General features: G+C 63.1%; 8 protein-coding genes, 1 pseudogene and 1 riboswitch. Of the genes and pseudogenes, 5 read left to right on the forward strand and 4 right to left on the reverse strand.

Features of this window, described 5'->3' with window-relative positions; all coding sequences use genetic code 11:
- Positions 1 to 10 precede the first annotated feature (10 nt).
- Positions 11 to 1,261 (reverse strand): annotated as a pseudogene (locus IAE40_RS25975) (HAMP domain-containing protein); the annotation flags it as partial.
- 155 nt (positions 1,262 to 1,416) lie between these two features.
- Between IAE40_RS25975 and IAE40_RS03700 the strand changes: the two are divergent.
- A complete protein-coding gene (locus tag IAE40_RS03700) occupies positions 1,417 to 2,232 on the forward strand; it encodes a M48 family metallopeptidase (protein WP_054894582.1) in 816 nt (271 codons plus the stop codon).
- A 203-nt stretch (positions 2,233 to 2,435) separates the two neighbouring features.
- Here the strand turns inward: IAE40_RS03700 and IAE40_RS03705 are convergent, their stop codons facing one another.
- The 3 genes from IAE40_RS03705 to IAE40_RS03715 all read right to left on the reverse strand — a co-directional run bounded on the left by IAE40_RS03705 (position 2,436) and on the right by IAE40_RS03715 (position 5,537).
- A complete protein-coding gene (locus IAE40_RS03705) occupies positions 2,436 to 3,023 on the reverse strand; it encodes a TMEM165/GDT1 family protein (RefSeq protein ID WP_054895644.1) in 588 nt (195 codons plus the stop codon).
- Positions 3,024 to 3,109: 86 nt separating this feature from the next.
- A riboswitch (yybP-ykoY riboswitch) is annotated at positions 3,110 to 3,234 on the reverse strand.
- A 40-nt stretch (positions 3,235 to 3,274) separates the two neighbouring features.
- Complete coding sequence (locus IAE40_RS03710) at positions 3,275 to 4,273, reverse strand: class I SAM-dependent methyltransferase (protein ID WP_200602689.1); 999 nt, start codon at positions 4,271 to 4,273, stop codon at positions 3,275 to 3,277.
- A 304-nt stretch (positions 4,274 to 4,577) separates the two neighbouring features.
- Entirely contained in the window at positions 4,578 to 5,537 is a 960-nt protein-coding gene (locus IAE40_RS03715; RefSeq protein ID WP_112897343.1) for a 2-hydroxyacid dehydrogenase, read from the reverse strand.
- A 195-nt stretch (positions 5,538 to 5,732) separates the two neighbouring features.
- Between IAE40_RS03715 and IAE40_RS03720 the strand changes: the two genes are divergently transcribed.
- From IAE40_RS03720 to clpB, 4 genes are all read left to right on the forward strand, one after another.
- Complete coding sequence (locus IAE40_RS03720) at positions 5,733 to 7,415, forward strand: fatty acid--CoA ligase (RefSeq protein WP_200602690.1); 1,683 nt, start codon at positions 5,733 to 5,735, stop codon at positions 7,413 to 7,415.
- Positions 7,416 to 7,739: 324 nt separating this feature from the next.
- On the forward strand, positions 7,740 to 9,626 hold the full coding sequence (locus IAE40_RS03725; RefSeq protein ID WP_112897345.1) for a DUF1302 domain-containing protein: 1,887 nt from the start codon (positions 7,740 to 7,742) through the stop codon (positions 9,624 to 9,626).
- A 24-nt stretch (positions 9,627 to 9,650) separates the two neighbouring features.
- Positions 9,651 to 11,015 (forward strand): DUF1329 domain-containing protein, encoded by a 1,365-nt coding sequence (locus IAE40_RS03730; RefSeq protein ID WP_200602691.1) that lies wholly within the window; start codon positions 9,651 to 9,653, stop codon positions 11,013 to 11,015.
- 208 nt (positions 11,016 to 11,223) lie between these two features.
- A complete protein-coding gene (gene clpB / locus IAE40_RS03735) occupies positions 11,224 to 13,788 on the forward strand; it encodes an ATP-dependent chaperone ClpB (protein ID WP_054895234.1) in 2,565 nt (854 codons plus the stop codon).
- Positions 13,789 to 14,050: the final 262 nt, after the last annotated feature.

Consider the following 14,050-nt stretch of genomic DNA (forward strand, 5'->3'; position numbering starts at 1 on the left):
CCTGCAGCTTGGCCAGGAAGGTGTTGAAGCCTTTGGCGATGGCGCCCAGCTCGTCGGCGCGATCACTCTGCAGGCGGCGGGTGAGGTCGCCTTCGCCCTGGGCGATGTCGTCGAGCATCGCCACCATCTGTTTCAGCGGACGGGCAATGCCATGGGCCAGCAGCCAGATCACCAGCAGGCCGAGGGCGGCGATGCCCAGGCCGACCAGGGTCATGCCGGCGATGTCGGTACGGCGCTGCTCGCCGAGGTCTTTCTGTAGCTGGTTGACGTCGGCCATGACCGTGCTCAGCGGCATTTCCAGCAGCAGGACCCAGCGCGCGTCGGTGCTGGCGACCTTGAACGGCAGGAACAGCTCGATACGGTCCTTGGCGGTGTCGACTTTATAGTGCAGGTCTTCGCCGCTGATACTGGCCAGGGTTGCGGCTTCGGCCGGGTCCAGCACGTCGCTGGCCTTCTCGCCGAACTTGGAGGCGTCCTTGGTATAGGCGACCAGACGACCGTTGCTCGACACCAGTGCCAGTTCGCCGGCGCCGTTGTACAGCTGGCGGTCGGCAGCGTTGAGCAGGTCCTGGATGAAGTTCACCGACAGGTCGGCCCCGGCGATGCCCTGGAACTGACCGTTGACCATGATCGGCTCGACGAACGACGCGAGCATCACCATCTTGTCGCCAACCTTGTAGGGCGCCGGGTCGATCACGCAGGCCTTCTTGGTTTCCTTCGGGCACAGGTAGTACTCACTGGCGCGTACCCCGGTCGACAGCACGGTGTGGTCGTTCACGTCCACCAGGCGGTCCTGGCCGAGACTGCCGTCGGCGTTGCGGAACCACCAGGGCAGGTAGCGTTCGCCATTGATGTCGGCGTGATCCAGTGCGTTCGGTTCCCAGCCCAGATACGCGCCGAGCACCGTCGGGTTGACCTCCACGGTGCGCTTGAGCAGGTTGTTCAGGTAGGCGCGGTCGATCTGCATCAGCGGTTTGCCGTCGGCGTCCTGCATGCCGAGCATGGCGTTGACCGTGGCCAGGCTGCGGCTGATCAGCAGCGGCGCTTCCAGGCCGCGCTGGATCTCGCTCACCTGGGTGCGGGCCAGGGCCGACAGGCGCTGTTCGATCACGCTTTCGAACTGCTGCTGGGTGCGCTGCTGTACCAGGTCCTGGGTGCGGGCCCCGGAGTACACGGCGTACAGCACCAGCGCCGCGACAATGCTCAATACAATGGCACCGGCCAGGGCCGCCACGGAAAACTGGATCGACTTGAACTTCATTACTGGAAAGCTCCACGCAAGGAGGTCGTTTTCTTTTGTTATCGGCGTGGTCGAGGGAAAGCATGAGGGGAAGATGAGAGAAATCTTCCCTGCGGCTCTGGCAGGGTCAGGCGAGTGGGCCTAGGATACGCGGCATGTAAAAAGGGAGTGTTTTCATGCGTAAGTCTTTCGTGATCAGCCTGTTGAGCGCCAGCGTTCTGCTGGGTGGTTGCCAGGCGGTCAATACCACCAGCGGCGGAGCGGTTGGCGTCGAGCGCAAGCAGTACATGTTCAGCATGCTGTCGACCGATGAGGTCAACCAGATGTATGCGCAGTCGTACCAGCAGACGCTCGGTGAAGCGTCGAGCAAGGGCGTGCTGGACAAGAGCAGTGCCGATGCCAAGCGTGTGCAGGTCATTGCCGACCGCCTGATTGCCCAGGCCCCGCAATTCCGGCCGGATGCCGCGCAATGGAAGTGGGAGGTCAACGTGATCAAGAGCGATGAGCTCAACGCCAACTGCGGCCCGGGCGGCAAGATCATCGTCTACACCGGGCTGATCGATCAGCTCAAGCTCACCGACGCTGAGCTGGCTGCGGTCATGGGCCATGAAATCGCCCACGCCCTGCGTGAGCATGGTCGCGAGGCGATGTCCAAGGCCTACGGTATCGAGATGGCGCGCCAGGGCGCCGGTGCGATCTTCGGCCTTGGCCAGGACAGCATGGCGCTGGCCGACACCGTGGTGAACTACTCCATGACCCTGCCCAACAGCCGGGCCAACGAGAACGAGGCCGACCTGATCGGCCTGGAACTGTCGGCACGGGCCGGTTACGACCCGAATGCGGCGATCACCCTGTGGAACAAGATGAGCAAGGCGTCCGAAGGCGCACCGCCTGAGTTCATGAGCACTCACCCGGCTTCGGCCAGCCGCATCGCGTCGCTGCAGGCCGCGATTCCGAAGGTGATGCCGCTGTACCAGGCGGCGAAGAAGTAACCCGCTCTGCGCTGTGGGGTAGTTGTCTGGTTCAACTATCCCGCGGCTGGAGCAATTTCTGTGGGAGCGGGCTGGTCCCGCGATCACCGGCAAAGCCGGTGCCAGGTGCTGCGGTGTCTGGCACCGGCTTTGCCGGTGATCGCGGGACGAGCCCGCTCCCACAGTCAGGACCGCTCTCACGGTCCTGTCCTGTCTTCGGTGCCTTAGCCAATCCACCCACTGGTCTTCATCGCCGAATACACCGCGACCGCTGCCAGCACGAAGAACGCTGCCGCCGCCAGTCGACGGATCAACGCCAGCGGCAGTTTGTCGGCCGCGAAGTTGCCCGCCAGTACCACCGGTACGTTGGCGATCAACATGCCCAGCGTAGTGCCGATGATGACCATGATCAGGTGCGGGTACTGCGCGGCCAGCATCACTGTGGCGACCTGGGTCTTGTCACCGATCTCCGCCAGGAAGAACGCGATCAACGTGGTCAGGAACGGGCCGAAGCGGCGTGCATTGCTGGTTTCGTCATCGTCCATCTTGTCCGGGACCAGGGTCCACAGGGCGGTGGCGGTGAAGCTCGCAGCCAGGATCCAGTGCAGCACGCTTTCGGTGAAGAACCCGCTGACCCAGGCTCCCACGGCGCCGGCGGCCGCATGGTTGGCGAGGGTGGCGGCGACGATGCCGGCGATGATCGGCCAAGGCTTGCGAAAGCGCGCCGCGAGAATGAGCGCGAGCAATTGCGTCTTGTCGCCTATTTCGGCGAGCGCAACGATGGCGGTGGGAACGAGCAGGGATTCGAGCATCAGGCTTCCTACGGGGCGGGTCGACACGGCTATGACACGTACAGCCTCCCCGCCCCGGGTAAGGTGTGCGTGTCATAGGTCTTGTCAAACCCCGGGCTCATCTGTGTGAGCCGTGAGGTCGCACGCGCCATGGCCTGTGGGCCAAGTGTGTTGACGCGTACCGGGCAAGCAGAGGGTGCTTGCGGGAGACTACTCCCCTAGGACGGAGCGGATTCTGCCTAGCCGAAACGGTTTGGGCAAGCGTTAATTTTTTAACCGCGTGTTGCCCTGTAGATCCGGAAGCCGTCTGCTTCGGCGCGGATTTCGCAGTTGCCCAAGGCCTCCTGGAGCAGGGGTTGATAGCGCAGGAAACTATTGGCAACCAAGCGTATTTCGCCGCCTTTTTGCAGAATTTTGCTGCTTTTTCTCAGCAGGTTTTCCGCCGCCTGATAGTCGGTGTGCACCCCGGTATGGAACGGGGGATTGCTCAGGATAACGGTGAGATTATCGGGTGCTGCATCAATGCCATCACCGCTGATCACCTCGCCTTGCAGACCATTTGCAGCCAGGGTCAGTCGACTGGCGGCCACGGCGAAGGCATCGACATCGAGCAGGGTGACATCGCTTTGTGGATAACGTCGCTTGATGGTCGCGCCGAGTACGCCCGCGCCACAGCCAAAGTCCAGCACATGGCCGATCGGCAGTTGCTCCAGATGCTGCAGCAGCAGTGCGGTGCCGCGATCCAGGCGGCCATGGCTGAACACACCCGGGAGGCTGACCACCTGCAGCGGGCCATCCTCGAGCGCCAGCTCGAAGCGCTCCGCGAGGCTCTCCAGAGGCTTGGCCTCGGGCGCATTGTCCACGGTCACCTGCCATAGTTGGCAATGCCGGGCGCTGTCGAGCTTGCGCGGTTTGCCGAAGGCCTGCAGTTGCTTGGCCGCGCCCTCGATTCCGCCACGTTTCTCGCCGACCAGATACAGCTCGCGCCCGCCCAGGCGCGAGGCCAGGGCATTGAGCAGGTAGGCAGCAAGGTCGCGGGACTTGGGCAGGAACAGTACCGCCGCGTCGAACTGAACCTGTGGCACCTCCACGCCGTAGTGGCTGCGGCCAGTGAAACGCTGCTCCAGCAGCGCCTGATCACCGGCGTGCCAGGTCCAGGCGTGCGCTTGCGGCAGTTGCCCGAGCAGGCCATCGGCGGCGGCGCCGGCGATCAGCAGCGGGCCCTGGAACAGGTCCGCCTGGCGGAGCAACACTTCACTGCGCGGGTCCATCGGCGGACGCCTCCTGAAAAAGCGCGAAGTGTATCACTTGGCGTACCGGGACGCGGCGTGGTCGCTGCAGGAGCAACTGTCTTGTTCAAGATCTAAAGGCCAGCCCAATCCCCCGTGGGAGCCACTGTCTTGCTCAAAATCTGTGGGAGCGGCGGTTCGCCGCTGCGACTTGCCCGCGAACACGGGCGTAGCCCGTGCCAGGCAGCGCAGTACCTTTTTCGCGGGCAAGCCCGCTCCTACAGGTACCGCACCCGTGCTGAGGGCCGTGCACGGGCTGGCAGTGGCGACCGAGCGGGTCTGCGCTTCAGGCCACCACCCGCCGTGGCTGACCGGCGAAGAACGCCTGGGCGTTTTCGGCCAGTTGCCCGACGATACGCTGGCGCGACTCCACCGCACCCCAGGCACTGTGCGGGGTGATGATCAGGCGCGGGATGTCTGCCGCCAGCAGCGGATTGCCGTTTACCGGCGGCTCGACGCTCAGCACATCGGTCGCCGCACCGCCCAGGTGACCGCTGCGCAAGGCATCGGCCAGCGCCTGTTCATCGATCAGGCCGCCGCGGGCGGTGTTCACCACCAGGGCACCCGGCTTGAGCAAGGCCAGTTCACGGGCGCCGATCATGTGGCGGGTCTGCTCGTTCAGCGGGCAGTGCAGGGTCAGGGCATCGACTTGCGGCAGCAGTTCATCCAGCGCCAGGCGGTCGGCGCGCGCCGGTCGTCCAGGGATCTGCCCGCTCAGCACACGCATGCCGAACGCCTCGGCCAGGCGCGCCACCGCGCCGCCCAGCTCGCCGTGCCCCAACAGGCCCAGGGTCTTGCCTTCCAGCTCGACGATGGGGAAGTCCAGCAGGCAGAACTGGCTAGCCTTGGCCCATGCGCCGTCCTTTACCGCTTGCTGGTAGTCGCATAGCCGGGTGGCCAGGGCCAGCAGCAGCGCCAGTGTGTGCTGCGCCACCGAAGGTGTGCCGTAGCCCTGGCAGTTGCACACGGTGATGCCTTGGGCGCGGGCGGCGGCGAGGTCGACGTTGTTGGTGCCGGTGGCGGCCACCAGGATCAGTTTCACTTGTGGATTGGCCGCGAGCGCCGCAGCATCGAGCATCACCTTGTTGCTGATCACCACGCTGGCACCCTGCAGGCGTTCGCTGACCTGTTCCGCTGCGCTGGCGGCATGCAGTTGCAGGCTGTCGAACTGCTGTTCGAGCGCAGAAAGGTCGAGATCTCCCAGGTCAAGGGAGTGGTGGTCGAGAAAAACTGCATGACGCGACATTGGCGGCTCCGTCGGCAAAGGCCAGAGGTGGGGAGCGCATCGGCTCCGGATTCTGCGGCGCTGTAACGCCCTGTTCGCACATTGCCACTCATACTTTGCGACGCCAAATCATTCCTTCGGCTGATTTGACCGTCGCGTCACCGATCTACAGTAAATCCTTGAATATCCGGCACGCTTTTCAGAAAAGGGATACCCATGCTGCAGACCCGCCTCCTCAAGCCCGCCGACGGCGCCTACACCTACCCGCTGCTGATCAAACGCCTGCTGATGTCTGGCAGCCGCTACGAAAAGACCCGTGAAATCGTCTACCGCGACAAGGTGCGGCTGACCTATCCCGAACTCGGCGAGCGCATCGCCAGGCTGGCCAACGTGCTCACCGAAGCCGGGGTCAAGGCCGGTGACACGGTGGCGGTGATGGACTGGGACAGTCACCGCTATCTGGAATGCATGTTCGCCATCCCGATGATCGGCGCGGTGGTGCACACCATCAACGTGCGCCTGTCTCCCGAGCAGATCCTCTACACCATGAACCACGCCGAAGATCGCTTCGTGCTGGTCAACAGCGATTTCGTCGGCCTCTACCAGGCCATCGCCGGGCAACTGACCACGGTCGACAAGACCCTGCTGATCACTGACGGCCCGGACAAGACCGCCGAGCTGCCGAACCTGGTCGGTGAGTACGAGCAACTGCTCGCCGCCGCCAGCCCGCATTACGACTTCCCCGACTTCGACGAGAACTCGGTGGCCACCACCTTCTACACCACCGGTACCACCGGCAACCCCAAGGGCGTGTACTTCACCCACCGTCAACTGGTGCTGCACACCCTGGCCGAAACCTCGGTGCTCGGCAGTCTCGACAGCGTGCGCCTGCTCAGCACCAACGACGTCTACATGCCGATCACGCCGATGTTCCACGTGCATGCCTGGGGCATCCCCTACGCGGCGACCATGATGGGCATCAAGCAGGTGTATCCGGGGCGCTATGAGCCAGACATGCTGATCAAGCTGTGGCGCGAGGAAAAGGTCACCTTCTCCCACTGCGTGCCGACCATCCTGCAGATGCTGCTCAACTGCCCTTCAGCCAAGGGCCAGGACTTCGGTGGCTGGAAGGTGATCATCGGCGGCAGCGCGCTCAACCGGGCGCTGTACGAGGCTGCCCTGGCGCGGGGCATCCAGCTCACTGCGGCCTATGGCATGTCGGAAACCTGCCCGCTGATCTCCTGCGCGCACCTGAACGAAGAACTGCTGGCCGGTGGTGAAGACGAGCGCGTCAGCTACCGCATCAAGGCTGGCGTACCCGTACCCTTGGTGGAGGCGGCCATCGTCGACGACCACGGCAACTTCCTGCCCGCCGACGGCGAGGCCCAGGGCGAGCTGGTGTTGCGCGCCCCCTGGCTGACCATGGGCTATTTCAACGAACCGGAAAAGAGCAACGAGCTGTGGGCTGGCGGCTGGTTGCACACCGGCGATGTCGCCACGCTCGATGGCATGGGCTACATCGACATCCGCGACCGCATCAAGGATGTGATCAAGACCGGTGGCGAGTGGATTTCGTCCCTCGACCTTGAAGACCTGATCAGCCGTCACGGGGCCGTGCGCGAGGTGGCGGTGGTCGGCGTGCCCGATCCGCAGTGGGGCGAGCGGCCATTCGCGCTGCTGGTCGTGCACGAAGGCCAGCAGCTGGACGCCAAGGTGCTCAAGGAGCATCTCAAGCCGTTCGTCGAGTTGGGGCACATCAACAAGTGGGCGATTCCGAGCCAGATCGCCGTTGTTACTGAAATTCCCAAGACCAGCGTGGGCAAGCTCGACAAGAAGCGTATCCGCGTGGACGTCACCCAGTGGCAGGCCAGTAACAGTACTTTCCTCTCGACCCTGTAACACTTGCCCGGGTCACGCCTGTTCTGGCGTGACCCGCGTGTTAGAGGTATCGCGCCTTGTCAAACGACGAAATTGAGCCATGCTTCTGCACTGCCAGCGATCGAAGTGGCCATTTGCGATGCCTCTGCTTGCGAGACGCAAATCACACTTTAGAGGGATCAAGCGCGTGTGGCCGCTGGCTATAGTCGGGTCAGGGGATTTTCAGAAATGGGGGAGGGCGCACGCGCATGCCGTGCTGCCTCTGGCAGGAGCCTGCTCGCAGCGCTCGGGGCCGTTTCTGAAAGGACTCACTGCCATAACAAAAAAGTACATGGAGTAGCGTCGATGACATCTGCAAACCCGTTCTGGCGCCGGGCCAAGCTGCCCTTGGCCGTCAGCCTCGCTTCCACGCTCGCAAGTCCCGCATTCGGTGTGAGTTTCAACATCGGGGAAATCGAAGGTCAGTTCGACTCATCGCTCTCCATCGGGGCCAGCTGGTCGACTGCCAACCCCAACAAGAACCTGATCGGCGTCAACAACGGTGGCAAGGGCCTGTCCCAGACCTCCGACGATGGCCACCTGAACTTCAAGAAAGGCGAGACCTTCTCCAAGATCTTCAAGGGTATCCACGATCTCGAACTCAAGTACGGCGACACCGGCGTCTTCGTCCGTGGCAAGTACTGGTACGACTTCGAGCTCAAGGACGAAGGCCGCGAGTTCAAGGATATCAGCGACTCGGGGCGCAAGTCGGGGGCCAAGTCCTCGGGCGCGCAACTGCTCGACGCGTTCATCTACCACAACTACGCCATCGCCGACATGCCGGGTTCGGTGCGCTTCGGCAAGCAGGTGGTGAGCTGGGGTGAAAGTACCTTCATCGGGGGCGGCATCAACTCGATCAACCCGATCGACGTCGCTGCCTTCCGCCGCCCAGGCGCCGAGATCAAGGAAGGCCTGATCCCGGTCAACATGTTCTACATCTCCCAGAGCCTGACCGACAACCTGTCGGCCGAAGCCTTCTACCAGCTCGAATGGGACCAGACCGTCACCGACAACTGCGGCACCTTCTTCTCCCAGCCCGACATCATCTCCGACGGCTGCACCGACAACCTGCGCGTGCTCAACAGCAGCCGCACGGTGCCAGGCGCAGCGCAGCAGTTCCTCGCCACCCGTGGCGTGAACATCAACGAAGAAGGCGTGATGGTGCGCCGTGGTCCGGACCGCGACGCGCGTGACAGCGGCCAGTTCGGCGTGGCGCTGCGCTACATGTTCGAACCGCTGGACACCGAGTTCGGTGCCTACTTCATGAACTACCACAGCCGTGCGCCGATCTTCAGCGCCACCGGCGCCTCGCCTGCGGTGTTCGCTGGCATTCCGTCGCTGCCAGCCAACTTGCGTCCGCTGGCGCCGCTGATCGTCGCGGGCAACTCGCAGTACTTCGTCGAGTACCCTGAAGACATCCGCCTGTACGGTCTGAGCTTCTCCACCACCCTGCCCACCGGCACGGCGTGGAGCGGTGAAATCAGCTACCGTCCCAACGCTCCTGTGCAGTTGAATACCACCGACATCCTGTTCGCCGGTGTGCGTCCACTGGGCGGCGCCCTGGCCAACGCTTCGCTGCTCAACGGTACCCCGGGTCAGGACCTGCACGGCTATCGCCGCAAGGAAATCACCCAGTTCCAGACCACCCTGACGCACTTCTTCGACCAGGTGATGGGCGCCAGCCGCATGACCGTGGTGGGCGAACTGGGCGTCACCCATGTGGGCGGCCTGGAGAGCGCACACGACACCCGTTACGGCCGTGACCCGGTGTTCGGCCCAGGCCCGCTGCCGGCCACCGGCGGCGCCAACACCTGCCAGGCACTCAATGCCAGCACCATCGCTGGTGCCGGTGCAGGCGCCTCGACCACCAACCTCAATCGCAAGTGCGAGAACGACGGCTATACCACCAGCACCTCCTGGGGGTATCGCGCCCGGGTGATCTGGGACTACAACGACGTCTTCGCCGGGGTCAACCTCAAGCCCAACGTGGCTTGGTCCCACGACGTGTCCGGCTACTCGCCGGGCCCTGGTGGCAACTTCGAGGAAGGCCGCAAGGCGATCAGCCTGGGCCTGGACGCGGAGTACCAGAACACCTACACGGCGAGCCTGTCGTACACCAACTTCTTCGATGGCAAGTACAGCACCGTGGATGACCGCGACTTCGTCGCCCTCAGCTTCGGCGTGAACTTCTAAGAACTCTGATCCAGGACGACAACGATGAAGATGACCACAAGTCTGCTGAAAGCCGGTGTGCTGGGCATGTCCCTGCTGGCGACCAGCGTCATGGCTGCGGTTTCCGCCGATGAGGCGGCCAAACTCGGTACCACGCTCACGCCGATGGGCGCGGAGAAGGCCGGTAACGCCGATGGCTCGATCGGCCCGTGGGAGCCGCTGGCCAAGACCGCCGGCAGTGTCGATGCCAGGGGCTTCCTGTCCGACCCGTACGGCAGCGAAAAGCCACTGTTCACCATCACCGCCGCGAACGCCGACCAGTACAAGGACAAGCTGGCCCCTGGCCAACTGGCGATGCTCAAGCGCTATCCGGACACCTACAAGCTGCCGGTGTACAAGACCCACCGCGGCGCCACCGTGCCGGATGCCGTGTACGCCGACATCAAGTCCAACGCCACCCAGACCACCCTGGTCGAAGGCGGCAACGGCCTGAACAACTTCCGTGGCGCGATCCCGTTCCCGATTCCCAAGAGCGGTGTCGAGGTGATCTGGAACCACATCACCCGTTATCGCGGTGGCAGTGTGTCGCGTCTGGTCACCCAGGCCACGCCGCAGCAGAACGGTTCCTACAGCCTGGTGTATTTCAACGACCAGTTCGTGTTCCGCGACAAGATGAAGGACTACGACCCGAACAACCCGGGCAACGTGCTGTTCTACTTCAAGCAGGAAGTGACTGCGCCGGCGCGTCTGGCCGGGACCGTGCTGCTGGTGCACGAGACCCTCGATCAGGTCAAGGAACCGCGCAAGGCCTGGATCTACAATGCCGGCCAGCGCCGTGTGCGCCAGGCGCCGCAGGTTTCCTACGACGGCCCGGGTACCGCCGCCGACGGCCTGCGCACCTCCGACAACCTGGACATGTACAACGGCGCGCCGGACCGCTACGACTGGAAGCTCGAAGGCAAGAAGGAGATGTATATCGCCTCCAACGCCTACAAGCTCGACGATCCGAAGCTCAAGTACGCCGACATCATCAAGGCCGGCCACATCAACCAGGACCTGGCCCGCTACGAGCTGCGCCGTGTGTGGCATGTGGTCGCGACCCTGAAGCCAGGCCAGCGCCACATCTACGCCAAGCGTGACTTCTACATCGACGAAGATACCTGGCAGGCCGCGGTGATCGACCAGTACGACGGGCGCAACCAGCTGTGGCGCGTGTCCGAGGCGCATGCCCAGCCGTACTACAACAACCAGGTGCCGTGGTACACCCTCGAAGCGATCTATGACCTGCAGTCGGGCCGTTACCTGGCACTGGGCATGAAGAACGAGGAGAAAAAATCCTACGACTTCACCTTCAGCGCCAACAAGGCTGACTTCCAGCCTGCGGCCCTGCGTCAGAGTGGTGTGCGTTAAGCGTTCAAAAACCAACTCCGTGTCATCTCCCAGAACGCCCCGGCTTGCCGGGGCGTTTCTGTTTCGGTCGGTTCATCAGGCTGACCTCGGTCAACCCCGCTAAGCTTGAATCTTCCAGAATCAGCCTTATCTATTGGTCATCTCAGGCAGGTTCTTCATTACAGGTGCTGTCCATCGCTCCGCCTGCCCTTTAAAGGAAGGTATCCCCATGCGAATAGACCGACTGACAAGCAAGCTGCAACTGGCATTATCCGATTCCCAATCCCTGGCCGTTGGCATGGACCACCCGGCCATCGAACCTGTGCATCTGCTGCAGGCTCTGATCGAGCAGCAGGGCGGTTCGATCAAGCCCCTGCTGATGCAGGTAGGCTTCGACATCAGCAGCCTGCGCAAGGCGCTGACCAAAGAGCTCGACCAGCTGCCGAAAATCCAGAACCCCACGGGCGACGTGAACATGTCCCAGGACCTGGCGCGCCTGCTCAACCAGGCTGACCGCCTGGCCCAGCAGAAGGGCGACCAGTTCATTTCCAGCGAGCTGGTGCTGCTCGCCGCCATGGACGAGAACAGCAAGGTTGGCAAGCTGCTGCTTGGCCAGGGCGTGAGCAAGAAGGCTCTGGAAAACGCCATCAACAACCTGCGCGGCGGCGAGGCGGTCAATGATGCCAACGCCGAGGAATCGCGCCAGGCGCTGGACAAGTACACCGTCGACCTGACCAAGCGTGCCGAAGAAGGCAAGCTCGATCCGGTGATCGGCCGTGACGACGAAATTCGCCGCACCGTGCAGGTATTGCAGCGCCGCACCAAGAACAACCCCGTGCTGATCGGCGAGCCCGGCGTCGGCAAGACCGCTATCGCCGAAGGCCTGGCCCAGCGCATCATCAATGGTGAAGTGCCCGATGGCCTCAAGGGCAAGCGCCTGCTCGCCCTGGACATGGGTGCGCTGATCGCTGGCGCCAAGTATCGCGGCGAGTTCGAAGAGCGCCTCAAAGGCCTGCTCAACGAGCTGTCCAAGCAGGAAGGCCAGATCATCCTGTTCATCGACGAGCTGCACACCATGGTCGGCGCCGGCAAGGGCGAGGGCGCGATGGACGCCGGCAACATGCTCAAGCCGGCCCTGGCCCGTGGCGAGCTGCACTGCGTTGGCGCCACCACGCTCAACGAGTACCGCCAGTTCATCGAGAAGGACGCAGCGCTCGAGCGGCGTTTCCAGAAGGTGCTGGTCGAGGAGCCGAGCGAGGAAGACACCATTGCCATCCTTCGCGGCCTGAAAGAGCGTTATGAAGTGCACCACAAGGTGGCCATCACCGACGGTGCGATCATCGCTGCGGCCAAGCTCAGCCACCGCTACATCACCGACCGCCAGTTGCCGGACAAGGCCATCGACCTGATCGACGAAGCCGCCAGCCGCATCCGCATGGAAATCGACTCCAAGCCAGAGGTGCTCGACCGTCTTGACCGTCGCCTGATCCAACTGAAGGTGGAGTCCCAGGCCCTGAAGAAGGAAGAGGACGAAGCGGCGAAGAAGCGCCTGGAAAAACTCACCGAGGAAATCGAGCGCCTTGAGCGCGAGTATTCCGATCTCGAGGAAATCTGGGCATCGGAAAAAGCCGAGGTACAGGGTTCGGCGCAGATCCAGCAAAAGATCGAACAGGCTCGCCAGGAACTCGAGGCCGCCCGCCGCAAAGGCGACCTGAGTCGCATGGCCGAGTTGCAGTACGGGGTGATCCCCGACCTGGAGCGCAGCCTGCAGATGGTCGATCAGCACGGCAAGACCGAGAACCAGTTGCTGCGCAACAAGGTCACCGAGGAAGAGATCGCCGAGGTCGTCTCCAAGTGGACCGGCATCCCGGTGTCGAAGATGCTCGAAGGCGAGCGCGAGAAGCTGCTGAAGATGGAAGGCCTGCTGCACGAGCGGGTGATCGGTCAGGACGAGGCGGTCACTGCCGTGGCCAACGCCGTGCGCCGGTCGCGTGCCGGGTTGTCCGACCCGAATCGCCCGAGCGGCTCGTTCCTGTTCCTCGGCCCGACCGGCGTGGGCAAGACCGAGCTGTGCAAGGCGCTCGCCGAATTCCTCTTCGACACCGAGGAGGCCATGGTGCGCATCGATATGTCCGAGTTCATGGAGAAGCACTCTGTCGCTCGCCTGATCGGTGCACCGCCAGGCTATGTGGGTTACGAGGAGGGCGGCTACCTGACCGAAGCGGTGCGTCGCAAGCCCTACTCGGTGGTGTTGCTCGACGAGGTGGAAAAGGCGCACCCGGATGTGTTCAACGTGCTCCTGCAGGTACTGGAGGATGGCCGCCTGACCGACAGCCACGGGCGTACCGTTGATTTCCGCAACACGGTCATCGTCATGACCTCCAACCTGGGTTCGGCGCAGATTCAGGAACTGGTCGGCGACCGTGAGGCGCAACGTGCGGCGGTGATGGATGCGGTGGGTTCGCACTTCCGTCCGGAGTTCATCAACCGGATCGACGAAGTGGTGGTGTTCGAACCGCTGGGCCGCGAACAGATCGCCGGTATCACCGAGATCCAGCTGGGCCGCCTGCGCGGTCGTCTGGCCGAGCGCGAGCTGTCGCTGAGCCTGAGCCCGGAGGCCCTCGACAAGCTGATTGCCGTTGGCTACGACCCTGTGTACGGCGCACGGCCGCTCAAGCGTGCGATCCAGCGCTGGATCGAAAACCCGCTGGCGCAGCTGATCCTCGGTGGCCAGTTCGTGCCGGGTGCCGCGATCACGGCGAAGGTGGAGGGCGACGAGATCGTCTTCGCCTGACGGTGTTGCCATCGCGGGCTTGCCCCGCGATGGCACCTGCGCAACCCCGCAAACCCCTGATTTTTCGGCGCTGGATCTAACTCGCTGAAAATTTTGAAAAAAATGCTTGCACAAAAAAACGAGTGCCCCTAATATTCGCCCCGCTGTCAGGCACTACGCAGATCACCGGCGGTAAAGATGATCTGAAAACAACTTACAAATCAGTAAGTTGGGTAAAAAAAAGTGGTTGACAAGCAAAACGAAGAATGTAGAATAGCCGACC

It is taken from the genome of Pseudomonas sp. S44 (assembly GCF_016624805.1).
In the GTDB taxonomy this organism is placed as follows: domain Bacteria; phylum Pseudomonadota; class Gammaproteobacteria; order Pseudomonadales; family Pseudomonadaceae; genus Aquipseudomonas; species Aquipseudomonas machongensis.